General features: G+C 71.4%; 26 protein-coding genes. 7 read left to right on the top strand and 19 right to left on the bottom strand.

The features are described from left to right. Positions 1–60: 60 nt before the first annotated feature. Positions 61–1,167, top strand: coding sequence for a T3SS (YopN, CesT) and YbjN peptide-binding chaperone 1 (locus ACIBF8_RS14375; RefSeq protein ID WP_396783242.1), 1,107 nt, complete (start codon positions 61–63; stop codon positions 1,165–1,167). A 6-nt stretch (positions 1,168–1,173) separates the two neighbouring features. Here ACIBF8_RS14375 and ACIBF8_RS14370 read toward each other — a convergent pair whose 3' ends face one another. Both ACIBF8_RS14370 and ACIBF8_RS14365 read right to left on the bottom strand, forming a co-directional pair. Continuing rightward, positions 1,174–2,130: a zinc-binding dehydrogenase gene (locus ACIBF8_RS14370; RefSeq protein WP_396783241.1), complete on the bottom strand. Its 957-nt coding sequence runs from the start codon at positions 2,128–2,130 to the stop codon at positions 1,174–1,176. 72 nt (positions 2,131–2,202) lie between these two features. Further along, complete coding sequence (locus ACIBF8_RS14365; protein ID WP_124823507.1) at positions 2,203–2,667, bottom strand: Lrp/AsnC family transcriptional regulator; 465 nt, start codon at positions 2,665–2,667, stop codon at positions 2,203–2,205. A 59-nt stretch (positions 2,668–2,726) separates the two neighbouring features. On the opposite strand from ACIBF8_RS14365, the gene ddaH reads away from it, so the two are divergent. Next, positions 2,727–3,560: a dimethylargininase gene (ddaH, locus tag ACIBF8_RS14360; RefSeq protein WP_396783239.1), complete on the top strand. Its 834-nt coding sequence runs from the start codon at positions 2,727–2,729 to the stop codon at positions 3,558–3,560. A 67-nt stretch (positions 3,561–3,627) separates the two neighbouring features. Here ddaH and ACIBF8_RS14355 read toward each other — a convergent pair whose 3' ends face one another. Beyond that, a complete protein-coding gene (locus tag ACIBF8_RS14355) occupies positions 3,628–4,815 on the bottom strand; it encodes an ABC transporter substrate-binding protein (protein WP_396783237.1) in 1,188 nt (395 codons plus the stop codon). Positions 4,816–4,894: 79 nt separating this feature from the next. Then, on the bottom strand, positions 4,895–5,692 hold the full coding sequence (locus tag ACIBF8_RS14350; RefSeq protein WP_396783235.1) for an alpha/beta hydrolase family protein: 798 nt from the start codon (positions 5,690–5,692) through the stop codon (positions 4,895–4,897). Between the two features lie 85 nt (positions 5,693–5,777). Here ACIBF8_RS14350 and ACIBF8_RS14345 point away from each other — a divergent pair, with 85 nt between their 5' ends. After that, positions 5,778–6,380 carry a bacterial proteasome activator family protein gene (locus tag ACIBF8_RS14345; RefSeq protein ID WP_124823513.1) on the top strand — a complete coding sequence of 201 codons (603 nt, stop codon included), beginning with the start codon at positions 5,778–5,780 and terminating at the stop codon, positions 6,378–6,380. Between the two features lie 2 nt (positions 6,381–6,382). Here ACIBF8_RS14345 and ACIBF8_RS14340 read toward each other — a convergent pair whose 3' ends face one another. The 3 genes from ACIBF8_RS14340 to ACIBF8_RS14330 all read right to left on the bottom strand — a co-directional run bounded on the left by ACIBF8_RS14340 (position 6,383) and on the right by ACIBF8_RS14330 (position 9,371). After that, on the bottom strand, positions 6,383–7,195 hold the full coding sequence (locus ACIBF8_RS14340) for an HAD family hydrolase (RefSeq protein WP_396783233.1): 813 nt from the start codon (positions 7,193–7,195) through the stop codon (positions 6,383–6,385). Then, positions 7,195–8,016 (bottom strand): HAD family hydrolase, encoded by an 822-nt coding sequence (locus ACIBF8_RS14335; protein WP_396783232.1) that lies wholly within the window; start codon positions 8,014–8,016, stop codon positions 7,195–7,197. The genes ACIBF8_RS14340 and ACIBF8_RS14335 overlap by 1 nt, the downstream gene beginning before the upstream one ends. Before the next feature lie 614 nt (positions 8,017–8,630). Further along, entirely contained in the window at positions 8,631–9,371 is a 741-nt protein-coding gene (locus ACIBF8_RS14330) for a hypothetical protein (RefSeq protein ID WP_396783230.1), read from the bottom strand. Positions 9,372–9,502: 131 nt separating this feature from the next. Between ACIBF8_RS14330 and ACIBF8_RS14325 the strand changes: the two genes are divergently transcribed. The 3 genes from ACIBF8_RS14325 (at position 9,503) to ACIBF8_RS14315 (ending at position 11,291) form a co-directional block, all read left to right on the top strand. After that, entirely contained in the window at positions 9,503–9,934 is a 432-nt protein-coding gene (locus tag ACIBF8_RS14325; protein WP_130405704.1) for an OsmC family protein, read from the top strand. A gap of 151 nt (positions 9,935–10,085) precedes the next feature. Beyond that, complete coding sequence (locus ACIBF8_RS14320) at positions 10,086–10,433, top strand: metallopeptidase family protein (protein ID WP_396783752.1); 348 nt, start codon at positions 10,086–10,088, stop codon at positions 10,431–10,433. 135 nt (positions 10,434–10,568) lie between these two features. Beyond that, a complete protein-coding gene (locus tag ACIBF8_RS14315; protein WP_030487734.1) occupies positions 10,569–11,291 on the top strand; it encodes an AIM24 family protein in 723 nt (240 codons plus the stop codon). Between the two features lie 47 nt (positions 11,292–11,338). On the opposite strand, the gene pheA is transcribed toward ACIBF8_RS14315, so the two are convergent. The 5 genes from pheA to ACIBF8_RS14290 all read right to left on the bottom strand — a co-directional run bounded on the left by pheA (position 11,339) and on the right by ACIBF8_RS14290 (position 14,847). Further along, positions 11,339–12,295, bottom strand: coding sequence for a prephenate dehydratase (gene pheA / locus ACIBF8_RS14310; protein WP_396783228.1), 957 nt, complete (start codon positions 12,293–12,295; stop codon positions 11,339–11,341). 10 nt (positions 12,296–12,305) lie between these two features. Then, entirely contained in the window at positions 12,306–12,809 is a 504-nt protein-coding gene (locus ACIBF8_RS14305; RefSeq protein ID WP_396783227.1) for a hypothetical protein, read from the bottom strand. Between the two features lie 208 nt (positions 12,810–13,017). Next, positions 13,018–13,407: an ACT domain-containing protein gene (locus ACIBF8_RS14300; protein ID WP_396783226.1), complete on the bottom strand. Its 390-nt coding sequence runs from the start codon at positions 13,405–13,407 to the stop codon at positions 13,018–13,020. A gap of 75 nt (positions 13,408–13,482) precedes the next feature. Next, on the bottom strand, positions 13,483–13,941 hold the full coding sequence (locus tag ACIBF8_RS14295) for a hypothetical protein (protein WP_396783225.1): 459 nt from the start codon (positions 13,939–13,941) through the stop codon (positions 13,483–13,485). 168 nt (positions 13,942–14,109) lie between these two features. Further along, complete coding sequence (locus tag ACIBF8_RS14290; protein WP_396783224.1) at positions 14,110–14,847, bottom strand: hypothetical protein; 738 nt, start codon at positions 14,845–14,847, stop codon at positions 14,110–14,112. 163 nt (positions 14,848–15,010) lie between these two features. Between ACIBF8_RS14290 and ACIBF8_RS14285 the strand changes: the two genes are divergently transcribed. Then, positions 15,011–16,255 (top strand): arginine deiminase, encoded by a 1,245-nt coding sequence (locus ACIBF8_RS14285; RefSeq protein WP_396783222.1) that lies wholly within the window; start codon positions 15,011–15,013, stop codon positions 16,253–16,255. Here the strand turns inward: ACIBF8_RS14285 and ACIBF8_RS14280 are convergent. From ACIBF8_RS14280 to ACIBF8_RS14250, 7 genes are all read right to left on the bottom strand, one after another. Then, positions 16,242–17,129, bottom strand: coding sequence for a DUF5926 family protein (locus ACIBF8_RS14280; protein ID WP_396783221.1), 888 nt, complete (start codon positions 17,127–17,129; stop codon positions 16,242–16,244). The genes ACIBF8_RS14285 and ACIBF8_RS14280 overlap by 14 nt on opposite strands. 59 nt (positions 17,130–17,188) lie before the next feature. Then, positions 17,189–17,605, bottom strand: coding sequence for an ATP-binding protein (locus ACIBF8_RS14275; protein WP_396783751.1), 417 nt, complete (start codon positions 17,603–17,605; stop codon positions 17,189–17,191). A gap of 66 nt (positions 17,606–17,671) precedes the next feature. Beyond that, a complete protein-coding gene (locus ACIBF8_RS14270) occupies positions 17,672–19,126 on the bottom strand; it encodes an ATP-binding protein (protein ID WP_396783220.1) in 1,455 nt (484 codons plus the stop codon). Between the two features lie 55 nt (positions 19,127–19,181). Further along, positions 19,182–19,970, bottom strand: coding sequence for a glycerophosphodiester phosphodiesterase (locus ACIBF8_RS14265; protein ID WP_396783219.1), 789 nt, complete (start codon positions 19,968–19,970; stop codon positions 19,182–19,184). 8 nt (positions 19,971–19,978) lie between these two features. Continuing rightward, entirely contained in the window at positions 19,979–20,314 is a 336-nt protein-coding gene (locus ACIBF8_RS14260; RefSeq protein WP_396783750.1) for a rhodanese-like domain-containing protein, read from the bottom strand. Between the two features lie 58 nt (positions 20,315–20,372). Further along, complete coding sequence (locus tag ACIBF8_RS14255; protein ID WP_396783218.1) at positions 20,373–21,335, bottom strand: LCP family protein; 963 nt, start codon at positions 21,333–21,335, stop codon at positions 20,373–20,375. 175 nt (positions 21,336–21,510) lie between these two features. Then, positions 21,511–22,776, bottom strand: coding sequence for an LCP family protein (locus tag ACIBF8_RS14250; protein WP_396783217.1), 1,266 nt, complete (start codon positions 22,774–22,776; stop codon positions 21,511–21,513). Between the last annotated feature and the right edge of the window lie 153 nt (positions 22,777–22,929).

The following is a 22,929-nucleotide window of genomic DNA, read 5'->3' as shown; positions in this document are numbered from 1 at the left end:
CCGGGCTGATTCGGCCCACCAGTGGCGTGGGTAGGGTGATCGTGACGGACGGAGGCGATCATGACGGCTGACCACCCCTCGGCGCCGCACGGTGAGCTGCCCGGCGCTTCGACTGAGCCGGCGGAATCGATCCTGCTCGACGAGCCCAGCACCACCGACCTGCGGGCGAAGGTGACCGAGGCGTGGCGGGAGTTCGCCCGCGCACTCGCCGTACGGCTGCGGGAACTCCCCGTCGGCGCGCACCTCGACGTGACCCTGGACCCCACCGCGTCCGGCACCGGGGATGCCGTCTATTCGATAAGTGTCGACGTGGACGCGGACGGCGTGTTGTCCGCCCGCGCGGTCGGGAACGCCGCCCTACCGGCCGGCTACCGCCTGGACCGGGGCGCGGTGGCCGACATGATCGCGCTCGGGTGGTCCCCGCCCGGGGTGGTCGCCGGTTCCGGCGGTTCCTTCGGTCTGGACGGTACGACGACCGAGTCGACCCGGATCGCCGCGCTGCTGTCCCGGACGCTGCGTGACGTGTACGGCGCCCCGCACCCGGCCTTCCTCGTCTACTCGGTGCAGGACACCGAGGGCGAACCGCTGGCCGTCGACCCGCTGGGCACCGCCCGCAGCGAGTTCGGCCCGGATGCCGACGTCGAGGCCGACCTGGAGGAGGCGCTGGCCGAGGCCGCCGCCGCGCAGGTCGAGCGGGACGACGTGCTCGACCTGGCCGACCGGGTCCGTACCGTGGTCTCCACGATGTTGAAGTCGGACACCGACCGGTTGCAGATCGACTCGGACGGCGACATCACCATCCGCGCCGGCTCGGCGATGGTCTTCGTGCGGGTACGCGACAATCCGCCGCTGGTGGACGTCTTCTCCCCGGTGCTCACCGAGGTGGAGCCGACCGAACGGCTCTACGTCAAGCTCTCCGAGCTGACGAACCGGATGCCGATCGGCCGCCTCTACTGCGCCGACGACACGGTCTGGGCGTCCATCCCGGTGTTCGGCCGCAACTTCCAGGCCACCCATCTGATGCTGGCGGTGCAGGTGATGACCGGTCTCGCCGACGAGTTGGACGACCGTCTGCACGGCGAGTTCGGCGGCAAGCGGTTCTTCGGTGAGGGCGACAAGCCGGTCCGCCGCGACGAGTCGGAGCATCGCACCGGCATGTACCTCTGAACCCGATCAGGCGACGTCCAGCAGGGTCTTGCCGACCGTTGCGCGCGCCTCGATGGCGGCGTGCGCTTCGGCGGCGCGTTCCAACGGAAATCGCTGGCCGATGAGCGGTCGCAGGCGGCCGGCCGCCGCGTCCGCCAGGGCCTGTTCGGTGTACGCGCGCAGCCGCGCTGGCGGCACGTCCGGCCGGATCAGGGTGACCTGGCGTGCCGTGGCGGCCTCTGCCGACACCGGGGACCACTCCCCGCTCGCCAGCCCGAAGCTGACCATCCGGCCACCCGGGGCGAGCAGGTCGAAAGCGCTTCGGGCCACCGACCCACCGACCCCGTCGAGCACCACGTCCACCCCGCCCACCGCAGCTCGGACGCGCTCGGTCCAGTCGGGTCGGAGGTAGTCGACGGCGAGCTCGGCGCCCAGGCCGGGTAGCAGGTCCACCTTGTCTCGCCCACCGGCCGCGCCGATCACCCGGGCACCGGCTCGGGCCGCGAGCTGCACCAACAGGCTGCCCACGCCGCCCGCCGCGGCTTCCACCAGCACCCGGTCACCGGCTCGGACGCCGACCGCCTCGATCAACATGGTGGCGGTGCGCCCGTCGGCCAGCAGCGCCACCGCCTCGTCCAGCGCCAACCCGTCCGGCACCACGATCGGCGCGGACGCGTCCACAGCCGCGCGTTCGGCGTACCCGCCGGAACCTCCGGTGGCACTGACCACGCGCTGCCCGAGCCGCGCCGGGTCGACGTCCGACCCGACCGCCGCGATCACCCCGCTGACGCCGTTGCCCAGGATCAGCGGCGGGGTGACGCGGAACGGGCCGGGGCGACCGGAGCGCACCTGGGTCTCGACGAACGTGATGTTCGCGTGTGCGACGTCGATCAGCACCTGGCCGGGGCCGGGTGTCGGATCGGGCGCCGGACCGGGCACCAGCACCTCGGGTCCGCCGAACTCACGTAACCAGATCGCCCTCATGACATCCCCTCGGCCGTGCTGGGCGACGCCGCCCACTCGGGGGTCAGTCCATCGCCTCAACCTGGGTTGAGGTCAAGGGGTGCCGGAAGACGGGCCGACGCCTGGGGATTCGACCAGCCGGGAGAGCACGATGGTGCTGCGGGTGGAGGTCACGAAGGATTCGGCACGCAGCCGTTCCAGCGCTGCCTCCAGGTGCGCGATGTCGGCGGCGCGCAGGTGCACGAGGGCGTCCGCCTCACCGGAGACGGTGTACGCGCCGACGACTTCGGGGTGCCGGCGGGCGGCCACGCCAATCTGCGCCGGGGTGGTGCGGCCGGCGCAGAACAGCTCGACGAACGCCTCCGTGGTCCAGCCGACGGCGGCCGGGTCAACGACGGCCGTGAATCCCCTGATCACGCCCGTGGCGCGGAGCCGGTCGACGCGACGCTTGACCGCCGGGGCGGAGAGTGACACCCGAGCCCCGATATCGGCGTAGGACGCGCGGGCGTCCGCGACGAGTAACGCAATGATCCGCTGGTCTACCGCGTCTATCTGCAACGTTCCGCCTCTGGCAAGCAACGGTTGTGGCTGTTTTCAACGTTCCACGGTACCTACTCTTGGTGACCGTGGACCAGCAGCGATTCCCGCGAAAGCGGACATATCTCATGTGCTCGCCGGATTACTTCGCGGTCGAGTATGCGATCAACCCGTGGATGGACGTGACCACCCCGGTGGACCGGGACCTGGCCGTCAAGCAGTGGGACCGACTGCGCGAGACGCTGGTCGGCCTCGGCCACCAGGTGCACCTGCTCACCCCGGAGCAGGGTCTGCCCGACATGGTCTACGCCGCCAACGGCGGGTTCGTGGTGGACGGCAGCGTCTACGGCGCCCGGTTCAAGCACGAGCAGCGGGCCGCCGAGGCCGCCGCCCACCACGCCTTCTACGAGGCGCAGGGCTGGCGGTTCATCGCACCCAGCGAGACCAACGAGGGTGAGGGCGACTTCGCGTACGTGCCGGAGGCGCACGGCGGGCTCATCCTGGCCGGACACGGCTTCCGCACCGAGATCCCGGCGCACGCCGAGGCGCAGGAGGCGTTGGGCCGCCCGGTGGTGTCGCTGCGTCTGATCGACCCCCGCTTCTACCACCTGGACGTGGCGCTCGCCGCCATCGACGACGCGAACGTCGTCTACTTCCCGGGCGCGTTCTCCGCGGCCAGCCAGCGGGTGCTCACCCAACTCTTCCCGGACGCGGTGATCGCCGACGACGAGGACGCGATGGCCTTCGGGCTCAACCTGGTCAGCGACGGCAAGAACGTGGTGCTCAACAGCGAGGCCACCCGCCTGGCCGGCAAGCTCAAGGCCGCCGGATACACGCCGGTCCCCGTCGAGCTGGCCGAGCTGAAGAAGGGCGGCGGCAGCGTCAAGTGCTGCATCGCCGAGCTGCGGCACTGATCCGCGTACGGCCGGGGCCGGCCTCCCACTGGGAGACCGGCCCCGGATCGTGCTGCGGGTGGGGCGTTCAGCCCAGCGTGGCCAGCTCGTTGATCAGCACGTTCGACATGACCTGACCGTCGCGCTGCACCTCGCGCAGGTACCACTTCTGCTGCGGGGTACGCGGCTGGTTGAACTGCCAGATGCCGCGCGGGCTGTCGATCTGGCCGATCTTGCCCAGCGCCAGGTTGACCTGCTGCGGCGTGGGCTCTCCGCCGGCCAGCTGGATGGCCTGGTCCAGCACCTGCGCGGCGTCGTACGACGCCATGGCGTACGTGGTCGGCGTGACCTGGTACTTCTTGCGGTACGCCGAGGCGAAGACCCGGTTCGACGTGTTGTTCAGGTCGGCCGAGTAGTTCAGCGCGGTCTGGATGCCCAGCGCGTTGTCCTTCAGGTTGTCCAGCACGGTGCCCTCGGTGAGGAAGCCGGGCGCGTAGATCGGTCCGGCGAACTTCTCCCGCAACTGCTTGATGAACTCGATCGCGGCCGCCCCGGCGAAGAAGCAGAAGACGGCCGTGGGCCTCTTGGCCAGCGCCTTGGTGATGTCCGAGGCGAACGTCGTCTTGCCCGGGTTGGGGGTGGCGCTGGTGTAGGTCACCGGGTCGGCGATCCGCGGGTCGTTGGCACCGAACTCCTGCCGGAAGCCGCGCACCACGTCCGGGCTGCCGACGTTCTCCGGCACGATGATCGCCACGCGGCCGTTCGCCGGCAGTTGGTCGCGCAGGTAGCGGCCCAGTGCCCGACCGGCCTCGTCCAGCACGTACGACGTCCGCCAGATGTAGAAGACGCTCTGCAGGCTGCTCGGCGAGGCGTTGGAGCCGATCAGCGGGACCCGGGCCTGCTCCACGGTGTCCCGGATGCCGACCATCACCGCCGAGTTGACCACTCCGGTGAGCGCCAGCACGCCCTGCTTGAGCAGGCCGTCGACGGCGGCCTTGCCGGTCTTCGCGGTGTCGCCCTCGTCGGCGGTCAGCAGCTCCACCGGGTGGCCGCCCAGCCGCTGGTCGTGCAGGTCGAGGAAGAGTTGGAAGCCGTTGGTGATGTCGTCGCCGATGCTCTTGAAACCGCCGGCCTGGGGCGTGATCAGTCCGATCTTGACCGGGCTGCGGTTGGCGGTCGGTTCGGCGTCACTGTCCGAGCCACACCCGGCGACGAACCCGGTGGTACCGAGCGCGGCCAACAGTTGGAGCGCCCGCCTGCGATTCATCTGCGACACCGAGTTCCTTTCAAGGAGCATTACCGGGCCGAACACCGCCCCTCGGCGTTCTACCTGGTCCGCGACGCTGCGTCAATGGCTAGTGATCATCGTGCAAGGACCGCAATGCAGCCAGGACCTGAGGCCAGGCAGCGGACTCCGGATCGATCAGCCCGAAATGCTCGCATCCGGGCAGTTCTACAAGGGAAATATCGGATCCTGCGGCACGCGCCGTTGTGACGAAGGTCCGGCTCATCTCCGCCGGAACCTGCTGATCCTCCGAGCCATGTATGACTACCGTCCGTGTTTGTGTCGGTACCAACATCCGTGGATCCGCAGCCGCGTACCGGTCCGGGACCTCCGCCGGGCCACCGCCGAGCAGCGCGGCGACCGCGCCCGAGTCCAGATCACGCCGGTACGCCTCGCCCAGATCGGCCACCGGGGCCAGGGCGAGCACCCCGCCCACCGTCGCCGGGGCGGTGGCCGCCGCGTACAGCGCCAAGTGGCCGCCGGCGGAGTGCCCGAGCAGGAGCGGCGCGGCCAGGCTCACCCGGCCGGGCAGCGCCTCGGCGGCCAGCGCGGGCAGCTCCGCCACCCCGCTCAGTACGTCGGTCAGGGTGCCCGGCCAACCACCCCCCGACTGGCCGGTGCGGCGGTACTCCAGCTGCGCCACCGGGTAGCCGCTGGCGGCGAGCGCTGCGGCCAGCGGGCCGGTGTGCCGTCGGTCGTACTCGGCCCGCCAGAAACCACCGTGCAGGACGACGACCAGCGGCCGCCCCGGACCGCTGCCCGCCGGCCGGCGCAGGTCCACCACCTGATTCGGGTCGTCGCCGTACGCCACGGTCCGGTCGGGCTCCGGTGCGGGCCGGGTCAGCACGGCGCGCGGGTCGGCAGACATGGCGCGACGGTAGCGCGCCCCGCCCGGGTGGTTCGGCCCCGGGGAGTCGGTCCCGGGCGGCATGGCTCGCGCCGGCTGGGTAAAGATGGACCCCATGACCGAAGCGCGCTCCGCTGGACAGAACGACGAGCCCGGCCCCGACGAGTCCGGCCACTCCGGCACCGTTGTGGTGGTCGGCCCGGACGGCCGGCCGATCGGCACGATGCAGACCGACGAGGGCCAGGGCGAGGACCCAACCCGCCTGGTCGAACAGCCGGCCAAGGTGATGCGGATCGGCAGCATGATCAAGCAGTTGCTGGAGGAGGTGAAGGCCGCGCCGCTCGACGACGCCAGCCGCAACCGGATGCGGGAGATCCACGAGCGGTCGATCGTCGAACTCAAGGAGGGCCTCGCCCCAGAGCTGCGCGACGAGTTGGAACGCATCTCGCTGCCCTTCGCCGAGGACAAGGCCCCCAGCGAGGGCGAGTTGCGGATCGCGCACGCCCAGCTCGTCGGCTGGCTGGAGGGGCTGTTCCACGGCATCCAGGCGGCCCTGGTGGCCCAGCAGATGGCCGCCCGGGTGCAGCTGGAGCAGATGCGCGGCGGCCGGCAGGCGCTGCCCAGCGGCCCCGGCGGTGTCGTGCCGGGCATGCCGGGTATCGGCCAGCCCGGCGGTGGTGAGGGCCACAACACCGGGCAGTACCTCTGACCTCAGTCCACCCCGAAGACCTTCTCCAGGTACGCCGCCACGCCGTCCTCGGTGTTCGCCGTCGTCACGTCGTCAGCGACCGCCAGGACGGCGCGGTGCGCGTTGGCCACCGCCACGCCCCGCCCGGCCCAGGTCAGCATCGGCACGTCGTTGGGCATGTCGCCGAAGGCCAGGACGTCCGCCGCGGCCACCCCGAGCTGGTCGCAGTACCAGGCCAGGCCGGCCGCCTTGGTCACCCCCGCCGCGGAAATCTCCACCAGCCCGGAGGACGACGAGTGGGTGGCCTCGGCCAATCCCGCCACCGCCGTGGCGATCAGCTCGGCGAAGGCATCCGGGTCCTGCTCCCCGGCTCGGGCGAGGAGCTTCACCGCCGGCAGCGAAAGCAACTCCTCCGGCGTCTCGATCGGCCGGATGCCGGTGGGGTCGACGTCCCAGCGCAGCGGGTAGTGCGCCTCGTGTCGCATCTCCCGGCTGTCCGCGATCTCCACGGCGAAGCTGATCCCGGGCACCTCGGCGCGTAGCCTCCGGGCCACCTCGGCCAGGTGGTGCGGCGCGAGCGGGTCAGCCCGCACCACCTCGTCCTCGAACGGGTCGTAGACCACAGCCCCATTGGCGCAGACCGCCGGCAGCGGCTCGGCGAGCTGGTCGTACACCGTCTTGAGCCAGCGGACCGGACGGCCCGTGACCAGGACGACCGGCGTGCCCCGCGCGGAGATCCGTGCGAGCAGGCCGGCAGTGCGGGGGCTGACTGTTTGGTCGTCGCGGATCAGCGTGCCGTCGATGTCGGTGGCGATGAGGCGGGGCGTGTCTCCCATTACCGGGACAGTAGCCGGTCCAGATACACCGCCACCCCGTCGTCGTCGTTGCGCAAGGTCACCTCGTCGGCGGCGGCGCGCAGCGTGGGGTGCGCGTTGGCCACGGCCACCCGCGACCAGCCGGCCCACTCGAACATCGGCAGGTCGTTGGGCATGTCACCGAAGACCAGCACGTCGGCCGGGTCGACCCCGAGGGTCTGCGCCACCACGGTCAGCCCGGTCGCCTTGTCCACGCCGGGCGGGCAGATCTCGATGAAGCCCAGCCCGGCCTGGGTGAGCGTGGCGACCTGCGGCGGAACAATCCGGCGGGCCACCGCCAGCAGTTCGTCCACGTGATGGTCGGCGGTCCGGGCGAACGCCTTGATCACGTCACAGGAGAGGCACTCGTCGCGCGTGCGGGCCTCGAAACGGTCCTGGTAGGGCCAGCTCTCGTGATAGTCACCCCACAGCGGGGCGTCGTGCTCGTCGGACGCCTCGACCATCACCGTCAGCGGGCCGACCTCCGCCTCCAGGTCGGCGAGCAGCCGGGCCAACACCTCGGCAGGCAGCCGCTCGTCACGGAGCACCACCGGGCCGCTCGGGTCGCTCTGGTCCACCACTCGGCCGCCGCCGGCCATCACCAGGAAATCGGCGGCCCGGATGTCGTTGCGGGTCAACTCGGTCAACCGAGGGCCGCGTCCAGTCGCGCCGACCACCGGAATTCCGGCGGCGCGCACCCGGTCGAGCACCCCATGGGTGTACGCGGAGACGGTGTCATCGCTGCGGACCAGCGTCCCGTCGAGGTCGGTCGCGATCAACTTGGGCAGTCCCGGGCGGGTCATCGTTCCTCCTTCGCCCGCCGCCGTCGCACCTGCCACGGCCAAGGAAACCGAGGCCCGGCGTGACGGCGGGCAGCAACCGTACCTCGCGGAACGGGTCGCATCCATGGCTTCCAGGCGAATCGGACGCCAACGCCCGCCACCCACAAGATGTCCCCGCACCCCCCCCGCGCCCCGCGTCACACACTCTCCCGTGCCCCACGCCCCGCGCTCTCCCGTGCCCCGCGCCCCGCGTGCTGCCTCGTGCCCCGCGCCCCGCGTGCTGCCTCGTGCCCCGCGCCCCGCGCTCTCCCGTGCCCCGCGCCCCGCGCTCTCCCGTGCCCCGCGCGCTGCCTCGCGCTCCATCACGTCGATCTTGCACTTTCGGTTGCCGATTCGCCCAACATGCCCCTTATGTCGCGACAGAAACTGCAAGATCGCGGCGCGGTGCGGGGTGGTGCGGGGTGGTCGTGCAGGGTTTGGTGCCCGCCCTCGTCGATCATGGAGTTGTGGTGCCCGTTTGATGCGGCGACGGTTGTTTTGTCACCCACCACGACTCCTTGATCGACGGGGCGGGGCAAGGCGAGGCGGGGCGAGCCGGGGCGGGGCGAGCCGGGGTGGGGCGAGGCGGGGTGGGGTTAGCTGGGGTTTTCGGGGTGGGTGAAGGGGGCGGCTGGGGTTACCGTCAGGTCGGCTGGGGCGGGCAGGCCGTCCTCGATCGGGTCGCGGTCTCGACGGCGGCGCCAGGGGCGCGGTGCTGGCGGGTCGGCGGGCCGGTCATCGTCCGGTGGTCCGGCGAACGCGCCGGGGGCTGCCGGCGGGGCCAACCGTAGGGCAGCCGCGAACAGCACGCAGGCGGCGAACGCCATCACCAGGCCGCGGCCGTACTCGGCCCGGAAGCCGTCCTGCGGCGAGTAGAAGAAGTTTCGCTGACCGGGGTCGTCGAGGGTGGCCGTGGCGGCAACCAGCAGCGCCAGCAGGGCACCGGCCAGGGTGAGGCCAACCAACCGGGCGTTCGGCCGTACGGACGCCGTGCCGCGCAACGCCAACGCCACCGTGCAGACCAGGGCGAGCAGCCCGACCAGGTAACCGACCCCGAAGCCGCCGACCTCGGACACCCCGGCGGGCACCTCGATCGTCGCGTTCCCCTCGGGCCCGCCGTTCGGCAGGCTCATCACCAGCCACTCGCCAACCAGTGAGGCGACCGCGGCCACCGCGCCCAGACCGGCGAGCAGCAGCGGCAGCCGGGGGTCCTGCGCGAAACCGGCCAGCGACCAACCGAATCGGCGGCGCGGGGTCGGGTCGACGGCACCCCACTCGATCACGGCCGGGGCCTCGGACCGGTCGCCCTGCCGTGGGATCGGAAGCTCCTCGGACATCGGCCATCCTTCCGCCGGTCACGGACCTGGGTCGCATCATGGCACAGTCAGCTGGTGGTGACAGGGATCGCAGGGCTGGCGAGCTCGCCGGTCTGTCGCTCGGCGGTCGCCTTTCCGCTAGCGTTTGCCCCATGCCTATCCGTACCGCTTCAGCACAATGGCAGGGCAATCTGACCGAGGGCGCGGGCACTGTCCGCACCGGTAAGGGCGGCCTGTCCGGCAACTACTCCTTCAAGTCGCGCTTCGAGGAGGGCGAGGGCACCAACCCCGAGGAGCTGATCGCCGCCGCGCACGCCGGCTGCTTCTCGATGGCCTTCTCCAAGGCGCTCGCCGACGCGGGTTCGACGGCCACCTCGGTCGAGACCACCGCCAAGGTTCACCTGGACAAGACCGACGCCGGCATGACCGTGACCCGGATCGATCTGGAGACTGTCGGCCAGGTCCCGGGGATCGACGACGCGGAGTTCCAGAAGCTCGCCGAGGCCGCCAAGGCCAACTGCCCGATCTCCCGCCTGCTCTCGCCGGGTGCCGAGATCACCCTCAGCGCCCGCCTGGCCGCCTGAGCCGCTCGACCCACAACCGCACGTCCACGGATGGAGCCGCCGCCCGGTCCCGGGTGGTCGCTTCCTCCGTGTACGTGCGGATCCTCCCGTCACGGTGTCCCGCAGCACCGGGCCGAGTGCTCCCGCGTCGGGCACAATGGGCGAGGTGCCGGTGGAGATGAGCCGTGAGCGCTTCGAGGAGTTGGTCGGCGAAGCCCTCGACGAGGTGCCCGAGGAACTGCTCGGCCTGATGAACAACGTGGTGATCCTGGTCGAGGACGACCCACCACCTGGGGAGACCGAACTGCTCGGCCTCTACGAGGGGCACGCACTCACCACTCGCGGCTGGGATTACTCCGGCGTGCTGCCGGACCGGATCTTCATCTACCGCCGTCCGATCCTGCGGATCTGCGACAGCGACGAGGACGTCATCGACGAGGTGGCGGTCACCGTGGTGCACGAGATCGCCCACCACTTCGGTATCGACGACGCGCGACTGCACGCGCTCGGCTGGGGCTAAGACCAGCCCGCTCGACGACCAGCCACCCGACGACCAGCCAACTGACCGCGCCGCGCCGCACGGCCGATGGCCGGTGGTTGCTGAGGTCGCCTACCGTCGGTTCAGCGAACGCGACCCTATTCAGGAGGCCCTTTCATGCGCAGCGAGCTGTTCTCCGCGGAGAATCTGGAGAAGGAGTCCGCGCAGCCCGGCATGCGGCTGCAGAACTCCAAGATGTTGAAGATCGAGCTCAACGGCGAGGCGATGGCCCGGGTCGGGTCGATGGTCGCCTACCAGGGGAACGTGCAGTTCCAGGCGCTGGGCTCCGGCGGGCTCGGCAAGTTCCTCAAGCAGAAGCTCACCGGCGAGGGCGTCCCGCTGATGAAGGTCTCCGGCCAGGGTGACGTCTTCCTCGCCGAGCTTGCGAAGGACGTGCACATCATCGACCTGGAGCCGGGCGACGCCCTCTCCATCAACGGCTCCAGCGTGCTCGCCTTCGACTCCACCCTGCAGTACGACATCAGGATGGTCGGCGGTGCCGGGATGGCCTCGTCGTCCGGCCTGTTCAACTGTGTGTTCAGCGGCTACGGCCGGATCGCCATCACCACCAAGGGCACCCCGGTTGTGCTCAACGTGGACGCCCCGACGTACGTCGACCCGCAGGCCGCGGTCTGCTGGTCGGCCAACCTCCAGACCGGCTACCACCGCGCCGAGCAGCTCGGCCTCGGCACACTGCTCGGCCGTCGTACCGGTGAGTCGTTCACGATGAGCTTCGCCGGTCAGGGCTTCGTGGTGGTGCAGCCGTCCGAGGAGCCGCCGGTCATGGGCAGCGGCCAGCAGCAGCAGGAGGGCGGCCTGCTCGGTGGTCTGCTGAGCTGACCGCAGCGGCGCGGGGCGCTCCCGATCTTTGGGGCGCCCCCGCCCGGTCAGGTCAATTCACCGGTACGCAGTCGGGCCAGCCAGGCCGCCGCGTCGGCGTAGTCGACGTCGGAGAGTCCCGCCGGCGCGGGCACCGGTCGTTCACCCGCCGCCTCGGCCCACCGGTGTCGGGGGTACGAGCCGAGGAAGCGCACGTCGGCGCAGACTCGGCGGAGCCCCTGCAGCGCCTCGCCCAGGCGTACGTCGGCCACGTGGCCGGTGCAGTCCAGGAAGAAGACGTAGCGGCCGAGCGCCTCGCCGGTCGGACGGGACTCGATCCGGGTCAGGTTGACGCCCCGGACGGCCAACTCCATCAGCACGGACAGCAGCGCGCCGACCCGGTCGTGGGCGATGTAGACCGCGAGCGAGGTGAGGTCGTCACCGGTCGGTGGCGGTGGCGGCCCGGGGCGGGACACCAGCGCGAACCGGGTCACCGCGTCCGGGTGGTCGGCGATCTTGTCGGCGAGTGTCGTGAGCCGGTGCCGGGACGCTCCGATCGGTGCGCAGATCGCCGCGTCGTACTCGCCGGTGCCGGCGCCAGCGGCGGCGGCGCCATTGGACAGCACGTCGACCACCACGGCGTCGGGCAGGTGGTCGCGCAACCAGCCCCGGCACTGGGTGGACGCCTGCGGGTGGGCCGCCACGGTGTGGATCGAGGTCAGCGAGGTGCCGGGCCGCGCGGCGAGCACGAACTCCACCGGCAGGATCACCTCCCGGGTGATCACCAACGGCTCGCCCTCGGCCATCTCGTCGAGCGTGACGCCCACCGCGCCGCCGATCGAGTTTTCCAGTGGGACCAGCGCGGCGTCGGCGTCGCTGGCCCGGACGCTGTCCAGTGCCTCCCCGACGCTGCGGGCGGGCGTGCGGGTGCCACGCTCGGCGGCTGGTACGGAGCGCAGGGCCTGCTCGGCGAAGGTGCCCTCCGGCCCGAGGTAGACGAAACGTGTCGGCGGTGTTCCCGGCATGCCGATCAGCCTACGCACCCGGCCCGGCGGCGGGGCCGGCGTCGCAGGCGAGGGTGCGGATCCCGGCCGGGCTCGTGGCGCGTACCTCGATGGTGCACACGTCCGTGCCGGCGGTGACCAGCACCGGGGCGCTGGGCTCGCCCCGGGTGACCACCTGGAGTTCCTCGTGCCCGGTCACCTCCAGCACGGTGAACTGCCAATCACCGGCGCAGAGCGGCCCGGTGTGGACCTGGACCCGGACGTTCCCCGGCAGCACTCCCGCCCGGCCGCGCAACAGTTGCACCACCCGTTGCCCGCTCGGCCCGTTCCGGCAGGGCGTCGCGACCACACCGGCGTCCGGAGTGGGCGTGATCGTACCGAGAGATGGTGCGGTGGCCGGCGGGGTGACGGGTGCCGTGCTCGGCCCGGATGTCGTCGGGGCCGCGGCGGGGGTGGGCACGCCGGTCGGCTCGCCCAGCCCGGGTGGGGCGCCGCAGCCGGCCAGCGCGGCGACGGCGAGCGACATGAGCGCCATCGGCAGGGTCCGGGCGGCGGTCCGCCGAGCAACGCGGTCTGCTGCCCGGCCACGAGTCGTCGGCGGGACGTGCATCGTCGCCCGCGCGGAGGGGGACGCGGGGAGGGGCGGGGTGAACGGCACGGGCCGATCCTCGGGACATCGGAGAATTCGATCGCGGCCGGGGTGGCCGAGCCCATCGTAGGGTGAGCGGCCGGTCGGGTGAAGGTCAGCCGGTGACGCGGTGCCCGGCCCGCTGGAGCGCGACCGTGCCCTCGGTCAGCCGGACCGTCGGCACGAGCAGGTAGTCGGTGTCGAACGTGGAGAATGTGACGGTGCTGACCCGCGCCTCGGCGAGCGGGTCGACGAGCGCGGCCAGGCTGCCGGTGCCGGGTAGCTCCACCGGGGCGGTGACCCGCAGACAGCGCCAGGTCGTCTCCACCACCGCCTGCGCCGGTGCCCGGTCGGTCGGGCAGATCACCGAGATCCCGTCGGAGGTCCAGCTCACCGTGACCACATCGGCGCCGCGCAGCCCGCTCGACAACGTGTACGGCAGGGTGGTGCCGGCGGCCAACCGGCACACTGCGTATTCCCCTGGCAGCAGAGCGATATCGAGCATGAGGGCACCCTACGGCCTTCGTGGGGGTCCACCCCGGCAACGCCGCGTGCGGCGAAGGACACACTGCGCCGCAGGTCAGACCTCGGAGAAGAAGGTGAGTGAGCCGGCGACATTGCCGTCGGTGAGCACCGGGGTGGAGATCGCGTCGACCGTCGCGTCGGAGCTGTTCGGCGAGGCCGCCTGCACCCGGAGTAGTCCACGGGCGAGTCGGCCGGAGGAGAGCGCCAACAACGGCGGGATCTTGTCGATCTCGGCTTCGGTCAGCTCGCCCCGGTTGGCCGTGAAGTCGAGCAGGCGGAGCCCGCCGTCGAGCAGCGGTCGCCCGATCAGCCCGGCCGGCTCGCCCAGACAGAGCAACTCGCAGCCGGCCGTGGAGATCGCCACCACCCGGGTGTCAGCGTCGATCAGCAGACACGGCTCGTCGGCCCGGGAGACTGTCGAGGACCATTGGCCGACGTTGTCGGACTCCGGCTCTGTCGAGGCCCGCGCCGCCGGCACGAACGCTTCCGAGAGCGAAAGTTCGACGTGGGCCACCGCGCCTCCTATGTGCACCGATCGACTGTCCACGCTAGCGGGTCGCCGACGGTATCACCGAGCGCACCGGGTCACCGGACCGCGCAGCGTGAACCGAGGCGACCGGTGACGGCGCGGAAACCGGTGAGGTGAAGGGGGGACCGGAGCCGCGTGGCGTCGCCGGTGACGTTACCGGCGGTGGGCCGGCTTGTCAGCGGCCGTTCGGCCCTCGTCATACCACCGGTAGTCGGCTGTTGGACGGTACGTGCCGTTCAGCCAGGTGCTGGGGTGCTGGGCGACCCGGGAAAGCTTCTCGGCGGTGGCCGGGCTGATCCGGCTGCCACCGGCCACGAGCAGCCGGTCCAACTCCCGGTGAGTGGCCATCAGGCAGTCCTTCGGAAGGCCGTAGACGCTGATCACGCCAGACCCGACGAAGGTCAGCACCGGCGTCACCGGAACGGGCAGCCCCACCGCGTCGGAGAGCGCCTTGCTGGCCCGCTTGGCGTCCCGGCGGGACTCCGCCACGTACGGGGGTCGCTTGCCGTTGATCTGCACCACGTCTCCGGCGACGAGCACCCGGGCCCGGCCGTGGTCGGCGATGGTCACGGCGAAGAGGCCACTCGGCCCGATGGCGAGGAACCCGGCTCGATCATCCTGACCGTGGTCGAGGACGTCTGTCACGTCGGTGCGGGGCCACTCGATCACGTGCCAGGCAGGCCCGAGGTGATCGAGTTGGCCCAACGCCCGCGCCCCGGCCGCCTCCAGGCGGCGTGCACCCCGCTCGGCCCGACGGCGGCGGGCCCATTCGAGCGGTGTCGGACGGACCGGTTCGAGAACCCCCGGCGACTCGACGCGGGGGTGTGGCACCGCGACGGGCGGCAGTGCCCGAGCGGACGGTACGGCTCGTCGTGCGGGAAAGACAGTCATCGCGACCTCCGGCAAAAGGTCCCTCGAAGTTATGTCCTCACTACCCTACGTTGCCACTACCGGTGTTCGGCAAGCCGGAGCGCCGGAGTGACTGTGGATGAATGCCATATTCATCCACAGTTCTTTTCTCGGATGCCGCTAAACCCTGCCCTACGCTGCGGGAGTGACCCACTACGTCGACAGTGAAGTCGGGCGGCTCGGCACCGTACTGCTGCACCGGCCCGGCCCCGAACTGGCCCGGCTCACCCCACGCAACAACGACTCGCTCCTGTTCGACGCGATCCCTTGGGTGGGGCGCGCCCAGGAGGAGCACGACGCGTTCGCCGCCGCCCTGCGCGAGCGCGGTGTCGAGGTGCTCTACCTGGCCACCCTGCTGGCCGAGACGCTTGCCGTCGCGGACGCCCGGGCCGAACTCACCGAACAGGTGCTGCGTTCCCGACGGCTCGGCGACACCCTCCGCGCCCGCGTCGCCGACCACCTCTCCTACCTGGACCCGGCCGCCCTGGCCGACGTGCTCACCGCCGGGCTGGCCCACGAGGAGTTGCGGATCAGCTCGGAGCGACCGGGCGGACTGGTCTACACGCTGATGGACCGGCACGACTTCGTCATCGACCCGTTGCCCAACCTGCTGTTCACCCGTGACTCGTCGCTGTGGATCGGCGATCGGGTCGGCGTCACCAGCCTGGCCATGCCGGCCCGCCGGCGCGAGACCACCCTGACCGACGCCATCTACCGCCACCACCCTCGATTCGCCGGCACCGAGTTCGTCTACCGCCCCGACCTCGAGCACCTGGAGGGCGGGGACGTGCTGCTGCTCGCACCCGGGGTACTGGCGGTCGGGGTCGGCGAGCGGACCACGCCGGCCGGTGCCGAACGCCTCGGCCGGCAGGTCTTCGCCGCCGGGCTGGCCCACACCATCCTGGTGGTGCCGATCGCCCAGAAACGCGCCACCATGCACCTCGACACCGTGTGCACGATGGTCGACGTGGACGCCGTCCTGATGTATCCCAACATCGCCAGCACGCTGTCCGCGTACACCGTGATCGCCGGCGCGGACGGCGAGGACCCGCGGGTGGACGGCCCAGCGCCGTTCCTGCGGGCCGCCGCCGACGCGATGGACCTCGACCTGCTGCGGGTGATCGACACCGGGCTGGACCCGGTCACCGCGGAACGCGAGCAGTGGGACGACGGCAACAACACTCTCGCGCTGGCCCCTCGGCTCTGCGTCGGCTACGAGCGCAACACCGAGACGAACGCCCAACTGGAGCGGGCCGGCATCGAGGTCATCCCGATCGCCGGCTCCGAGTTGGGCTCCGGCCGGGGCGGCCCGCGCTGCATGTCCTGCCCGATCACCCGCGACCCGCTACCGTCGCCGGCCAGCGGGACGGCTCGGCTCAGCGCAGGGTGAGCTGACGGCCGAGCAGCCCCTGGCGGGCGCGACGGCCGGCGGCGTCCAGCGGGTCGGTGACGGCGAGCGCCTCGGCGTACCGCTTGGCGAACTGCGCCACCGGCTCCTCCCACTCGGCCGCCGGGGTCTCCTCCGGCAGGTCCCAGACCGGCACCAGCCGACCGTGCGCGCGGAACATGCCGGCGAACTTGGTCTGCTCGCCGAGCGTCAGCGTGCCGGCCGCGCCGAGCCGGGCCAGCGTGTCCAGGGCGGCGTCCTCGTCGTCCGGCAGCACCCAGCGCACGTGGGCCTTCTCCGGGACCTGACACCAGTACGCGGCCTTGGCCGCGGTCAGCCGCACCGTCGGGTAGATGGCCGCGTTCGCCCGCTCCAGCGACGCCTGGACGGTCGGATCGTCGGCGGCCCCGGGGTCGAGCCAGAAGTCGAAGCCGTCGTGCATGGTGATGTCCAGCGGACCGTCGACCAGGATGTCCTGCAGACGGGGGCCGGGGCCGGGCAGTGGCGGCACGGTCACCTGGCCACCCGGCTCGGCGCGGAGCGCGCTGAGCAACGCGTCGGCCAGGTCCCGGGAGACGTCGCCGGACTGCTGGTGGCGCTGGAGACCGATGAGCACGCGGCCGTCCGGCTTGGTGATCGCCGGGGCGGCCATCGGCAGCACCGTGGCGAGCGTCGCGGCCCGGTCACCGAACTCCTCGACCAGGGCGGGCGCCAGCCGCAGTGGCGCGGAGGCGGCGGGCACCAACTCGCGCAGCGCGATCCACTCGGACTCGTCGACCAGCCCGTCGAACGGACGCGGCACGAAGACGTCCCGCACCTTGTCGCGGCGGGGGGTGGTGTCGGTGGCGGTGCGCTGGCTCTTTCGACGCTTACTCACGGCGTCACAGCCTAGAGCCCCGACGGACCCCCCGTGGCCGGGACCCGCCCGAGCCGCACTCAGCCCGCCGGCACCAGGGCGGGTCGGGGTGCCGGGACCGGGTCGAACTCGGCCCAGACCCGCTGGCCCATGCCGTCCTGCTCGACGCCCCAGCGGCTGGCCAGGCCGGCCACGATGTGCAGCCCTCGTCCGTCCGCGTCGTCCGGGCTGGCCGTGCGGAGCCGTGGCCCGGTGCTCGCGCCGCCGTCGGTGACGCGCAACTGGATCAGCGCACCATCGGCCGAGGGCCGCAACCACCAGGCAACCCGGATCACGCCGCCGGGCAGAGGTCTGGCGTGTCGCACCGCGTTACCCACCAGCTCGGCGAGCACCGCGATCAGATCCGCGAGGAGCGTCGGGGGAACGACGTCCGCCAACTCCGCGGCGAGCCGATGCCGGGCCAGCCGTGCCCCGCCGGGGTGGTGGGGGACCACCACGCACCACGCCCGATCCCTCGCTGCCGCTGCCGCTGCCACCGTCGCCTCCACGTCGCGCCACCTCGGTCAACCGCGTGGTAGCCGCACCTCTGCGACCGTACCGCCGCCGGTCCTCGGACGTAGGGATACCCATCCATTCTGTTGTTCAACGATCCGGCGGACGAGATAGAGGCCGAGTCCGGCACCCGGATAGCCCCGCCGGTCGCCGGACTCGCCCTGCCAGAACCGGTCGAACGCCCGCTCCACGTGCTCCGGGCGGATGCCGATGCCCCGGTCACTGACCCGGAACGCCACAAGTTGACCGTCGATCGAGGCAGTGATCTCGATCGGCGAATCCGGTGCGGAGTACTTGCCGGCGTTGGTCGTCAACTCGGTCAGGACGGTGGCCAGGCTGGGCCGGTGGCCGAGCGCCTTGGGCAGATCGCTCGGGAGAAGGAGCACCAGTCGGCGACGCAACTCCGCCGGCAGGTCGACGACGGCGGAGCGCAACGCCTCGCCGAGGTCGAACGGGCTGGGCGGGTCGTCGCCCGGCCCCACCTCGGCCGCCGAGCTGAGGAGACGGTCGACCAACCGGGCCAACTCGTTGGCGCGTTGCCCGATCACTCGGGCCGCCTGCCGTCGGTCGACCTCGGTCAGCGACTCCCAGTGGTCGGTGAGGGTGTCCGCGTACCCCTTGATGACGGTGACCGGAGTGCGCAGCTCGTGGCTGGTCACCGCCACGAACAGCTCGCGGTCGTGGTCGCGGCGCTGCTGGTCGGTGATGTCGCGGAAGGTGACCACCCGCAACGTGCCCGGGCCGGGCAGCTCGCCGGAGGTGATCCGCAGCCAACGGCCGTCCGGCATCCGATGGTCCCGAACCTGGCCGGAGGGCGGCAGCGGAAACGGCAACGGGCGGCTCAGCGCCTGCTCGACGGTCCGGCCGGTGACCTGGGCGGCGGCCGGGTTCCAGAGCCGGACGTGCCCGTCCCGGTCGACGACGGCCAGCCCGTCGGCGAGGGCCGCCACCACCGGGCCGTCGCCGTGCACCGGCAGGCCACTCTGGTCGCCGTACATGTGCGCGATGCAGGACGCGAGGTAGGCGACCACCCCCTGCTGCTCGGCGTCCGGCTCGTCATCGCCCGGATAGAGGGCGTGCAGGCTGCCGACGGTGTGACCGCCGATCTCGGCCCGGGAGACGGCCATCCGGCGCAGGCCGCTGCCGGCCAACTCGCCGGCCAGCTTGCCGTTGAGGTCGCTCACCCGCGCCTGGCGGACCCGGGGCCCGGAGAGCAGGCAGACGGTGTCCGGGTCGTCGACCGCCAGTGGTCGACCGAGGGCCCACTCCGCCGCGCCGGTCGCGGCGATCACACGACCACCGGTCGGACCGAACTCGACGAACGCCATCCCGGACGCGCCGAGCGCCGGCTGGGCCACCCGGAGCAGCTGGGCGAGGACCGGCAGGCCCGCGTCCCCAGAGTTGATCATCTCGATCACGACGGTGTGGCCGGCGAGGAGAGCGGGGAAATCGATACGCTCCGGCATGTGCCGAGTCTGCCCCGCCGACCCGGTTTTGGGCACCCCTGCCCGACCGATCAGGTCAGCGGTCCAGCCGGGCGAGGGCGTACGCCGGCCGGTCGGTGATGACCCCGTCCACCCCGGCGGCCAGCACCAGCTCCAGGTCGCTCGGCTCGTTGACCGTCCAGACGTACACCTGGTTGCCGGCCGCGCGCAGTGCGGGCAGCAGCTGCGGGCGGGCCCGGACCAGGCCGATGCCCGGCCCGGCGATCCGGGTGCCGAACGGCAGCCGACCCAACCGCAACCAGCGCGGCAACACCTCCAGCAACAGCACGGTGGGCAGCGTCGGCGCCAGCTCGCGCACCCGGCGGACCGCCAGCGGGGAGAACGACATGACGGTGACCTGCACCGGATCGTCCGGCGCGGGGTCAGCCAGCCCGTACCGGCGCAGCAGACTGACCAGCCGGCGTTCCACGTTCGAGCCGTAGCGGGACGGGTGCTTCGTCTCGACCAGCAGCCGGACCGGCCGGCCGGCGGCGAGCACCGCGTCCAACAGCCGGGCCAGGGTCAGCAGCCGGGTGTGCGACTCGTCCGGCGGCAGGTCACCGCTCGGCGCGCTGCCCGGGTGCCAGGAGCCGAAGTCCAGGGCGTCCAGTTCGGCGAGCGTACGCGCGCTGACCAGACCGCGGCCGTTGCTGGTGCGGTCGAGTCGCCGATCGTGCACGCAGACCAGGTGCCCGTCCCGGGTCAGCCGGACGTCACACTCCAGGCCGTCGGCGCCCTCGTCGAGAGCGCGCAGGTACGCGGCCAGAGTGTGCTCGGGTAGGTCGAACGAGGCGCCGCGGTGCGCGAAGACCAGTGGCCCGCCCATTGCCGGCCTCAGATGACCTGGCCGGGCTGCCCGTTCGCGTCGACCACCGGTCGGCCGACCGCAGCCCACTGGCGCATCCCGCCGTCGGCGTTGCGCACCTGCTCCCAGCCGTTGTTGATCAGGTAGGCGACGACCTGGGCGGAGCGCCCGCCGGAACGGCAGACGACTGCCACCTCCCGGTCGGTGGGCACCTCGGCCAGCCGGGCCGGCAGCTCCATCATCGGCAGGTGGTGGGCGGTGGGCGCATGGCCGGCCGCCCACTCGTCGTCCTCCCGCACATCCAGCAGGTAGATCTCGTCGGCGATCTCGGTCACGGGCACGGTGGGAACCTGGGGTCCGAACACAGGAAGCAACACTAGATCCTCCTGGGCCGGTTCGGCACCGACCGGGCCGTCGACACCGTCACAACCGGGTCACCCAGCGGGGGTTGGCCTGCGCCCAGGCCGGCACCCGTGTGCCGCGAAGCGCCTCGAAGAGCCCGTTGCCCCCGTTGTCCAGCACCACGTACGAAATCTCGTCGATGGTCTGCGGCGAGGAGGGCACCTGCACGCCGCGCATCCCGTCGGGCGGCAGCGCGCGCAGCGCGAGCAGCAGGTCCTCCAGGGGTACGCCGTTGGTGTCGACGGTCAGCGAGCTGCCGACCGCGCGGAGCACCTGGTCCAGTTTGACGGGATCGCTCCGCAGGTCCGCCCGGCCGGCGCTGTCCAGCATCGCTCGGAGCAGTTGCTGCTGGTGGTGTTGTCGGTCGAAGTCGCCGCCGGGCAGGTCGTAGCGCTGTCGGACGTAGTCCAGCGCCTGCGCCCCGTCCATCCGCTGGCAGCCGGTGGGGAAGACCCGGTTGGTGTGGATCGAGCGGACCTCGGTGTCCACGCACATCTCCACCCCACCGAGCAGGTCGATGACCTTCCGGAAGCCGGAGAAGTCGATGAGCGCGGCACCGTCGAACTGGATTCCGGTGAGTCGGTGCAGGGTGGCGGAGAGCAGTTGGGCACCGGCCTGCCCGCCGCCGCCGTGCTCGTACGCGGCATTGATCTTGTCTTGGCCGCCGCCGAAGCCGTTCGCGGGCGGGATGGCGACCAGCAGGTCACGCGGAATGGAGACCAGGTACGCCTCCCGCTGACCAGCGGGAACGTGCACGATGAGGATGGTGTCCGAGCGTTGGTCCGGCCCGCTGTCACCGGGTCGCCGGTCGGAGCCGACCAGGAGGTAGTTGAGCGGCCCGTCCAGATCGGTGCGGTCGGTGCGGGCGTCGGGGTCGAGCAGTTGCTCCTTGGTCACCATGCGGTCGTACCGGTGGCTGAGCGTCTTGAGCCCGGCCACGACGAGCCCGGCCAGCAGGACAAGGGCCAGGCCGACGCCGAGCATGATCCGCGACCCACGGGCACCACGCGATCGGGCCGACGGGGCCACTCCGGCCCGGCCCGCCGCGTTTCGTCCCCACCTGGCCGTGACCGCCTCCCCGCAGCCGATACGTGAAACCTGCTCACGTCAGGCTACGGGCGGTGACTTCAGCGTCGCTGGCTTTCCGCGACTTCCGGCCCTACTTGCGGGTGGAGATCACCTCGGGGTGGGTGAAGACGAACTCGGCGAGTTTGTCCTGCTTGACCGCCCGGAACATCGCCATGGTCTCTTCGTTCAAGCCCTCGGTGTTGTTGCCGTTGGCGTTGAAGGTGCCGTTGTTGGTCTTGAGCATGGTCAGCTCGTTGGCGGTGACCCCACGCATGGTGAAGATGAAGTCCTCGATCGGCACGCCGCCGGTGTCCAGCACGAACGCCTTGCCCGCCGCCTTGATCAGGTTGTTCATCTTGGCCGGGTTGGTCAGCATCCCGCCATCGGTGGCCTTCTTGGCCATCGCCTTGATCAGCTGCTGCTGGTTCGCCTGGCGGTCGTAGTCACCGTTCTTGAGGGATTTGCGCTGCCGGGAGTAGTCGAGCGCGGCCCAACCCTCCATCTCCTGGCAGCCCTTCTTGTGCACCACCGGAGTCCGCGGCTTGCCGGTCTTCTTGGCGTCCGCGTTCCACATCGGCTTGCCGTCGACGTACGACATGTGCAGCGACTTGACTTCCTGGCTGACGCAGATCCGCACCGTGCCCAGGGTGTCGATGACGTTCTTGAAACCACCGAAGTTGATGATCGCCGCACCGTCGAAGCTGATCCCGGTCAGCCGTTTGATCGTCTGCGCCATCAACTGGGCGCCACCCTCCCAGCCCCCGCCGTTGGCGGCGCCGGCCTGGAAGGCGGCATTGATCTTTCCGGTGCCGCCGGCGTAGCCGCTCTTCGAGAAGGGCGGGATCTGCGCCTCGGTGTCCCGGGGAATCGAGATCAGGTACGCCTGGTCGTGGGTGGCCGGGATGTGCAGGATGATGATGCTGTCCGAGCGGACGTCGTCGGCGGCCCAGCGCTCCCGCGCGTCCACCCCGAGCAGCAGCATGTCGATCGGGCCGTCCAGGCTCGCGCCGCCCTCGGCGTCGGACTTGCCGGCCTCACCCAGCAGGTTGCCCTTCGCGATGCCGCCGGTCGCCTGCCCGATCAGCACCTTGCTGCCGACGATGGCCACTCCGCTGCTCAGCATCAGCACGGCACCGAAGACCACGGTCAGCCTGGCCCAGAGCGGGTCCTTGCGCTTCGTCGGCTTCGTCGAGCCACCGCCACCCGGGCGACCACCATCGCCGCCGCCACTGCCGGGCGGGCGGGCTCCCGGCCCGCCGCCCGAGGGGCGTGCCTGCGCCGGAATGGCTGCGGCGACTCGACCGCTGGGAGCGGCGGAACCGGGGGAAGAAGGGCGACGACTGGCCTGAACCGGCATTCGTGCTCCAGCTCGTGATCAGGAGGGGGCGGCACCACTGTACGTACATCAAATCGACTTGGCGAGTTCATCCCGGGTCAATCCGGACGTCGAATTTCATGAACTCAGTCGATCGTCGCCGCTCGATGACCCGAACGGTTGGTGCGCGTCGGA

It is taken from the genome of Micromonospora sp. NPDC050276, from assembly GCF_044459545.1.
GTDB lineage: Bacteria > Actinomycetota > Actinomycetes > Mycobacteriales > Micromonosporaceae > Micromonospora.
Note: the sequence above shows the minus strand (reverse complement) of the source record. Positions and strands in the feature narration are given on the sequence as shown.

Coding starts and splice junctions, on each gene's coding strand:
- ACIBF8_RS14375 (WP_396783242.1), top strand. CDS start 61: ATGACGGCTGACCACCCCTCGGCGCCGCACGGTGAGCTGCCCGGCGCT.
- ACIBF8_RS14370 (WP_396783241.1), bottom strand. CDS start 2,130: ATGAGGGCGATCTGGTTACGTGAGTTCGGCGGACCCGAGGTGCTGGTG.
- ACIBF8_RS14350 (WP_396783235.1), bottom strand. CDS start 5,692: ATGTCTGCCGACCCGCGCGCCGTGCTGACCCGGCCCGCACCGGAGCCC.
- ACIBF8_RS14345 (WP_124823513.1), top strand. CDS start 5,778: ATGGACCCCATGACCGAAGCGCGCTCCGCTGGACAGAACGACGAGCCC.
- ACIBF8_RS14340 (WP_396783233.1), bottom strand. CDS start 7,195: ATGGGAGACACGCCCCGCCTCATCGCCACCGACATCGACGGCACGCTG.
- ACIBF8_RS14335 (WP_396783232.1), bottom strand. CDS start 8,016: ATGACCCGCCCGGGACTGCCCAAGTTGATCGCGACCGACCTCGACGGG.
- ACIBF8_RS14330 (WP_396783230.1), bottom strand. CDS start 9,371: ATGTCCGAGGAGCTTCCGATCCCACGGCAGGGCGACCGGTCCGAGGCC.
- ACIBF8_RS14325 (WP_130405704.1), top strand. CDS start 9,503: ATGCCTATCCGTACCGCTTCAGCACAATGGCAGGGCAATCTGACCGAG.
- ACIBF8_RS14315 (WP_030487734.1), top strand. CDS start 10,569: ATGCGCAGCGAGCTGTTCTCCGCGGAGAATCTGGAGAAGGAGTCCGCG.
- pheA (WP_396783228.1), bottom strand. CDS start 12,295: ATGCCGGGAACACCGCCGACACGTTTCGTCTACCTCGGGCCGGAGGGC.
- ACIBF8_RS14305 (WP_396783227.1), bottom strand. CDS start 12,809: ATGGCGCTCATGTCGCTCGCCGTCGCCGCGCTGGCCGGCTGCGGCGCC.
- ACIBF8_RS14300 (WP_396783226.1), bottom strand. CDS start 13,407: ATGCTCGATATCGCTCTGCTGCCAGGGGAATACGCAGTGTGCCGGTTG.
- ACIBF8_RS14290 (WP_396783224.1), bottom strand. CDS start 14,847: ATGACTGTCTTTCCCGCACGACGAGCCGTACCGTCCGCTCGGGCACTG.
- ACIBF8_RS14270 (WP_396783220.1), bottom strand. CDS start 19,126: ATGCCGGAGCGTATCGATTTCCCCGCTCTCCTCGCCGGCCACACCGTC.
- ACIBF8_RS14265 (WP_396783219.1), bottom strand. CDS start 19,970: ATGGGCGGGCCACTGGTCTTCGCGCACCGCGGCGCCTCGTTCGACCTA.
- ACIBF8_RS14255 (WP_396783218.1), bottom strand. CDS start 21,335: ATGCTCGGCGTCGGCCTGGCCCTTGTCCTGCTGGCCGGGCTCGTCGTG.
- ACIBF8_RS14250 (WP_396783217.1), bottom strand. CDS start 22,776: ATGCCGGTTCAGGCCAGTCGTCGCCCTTCTTCCCCCGGTTCCGCCGCT.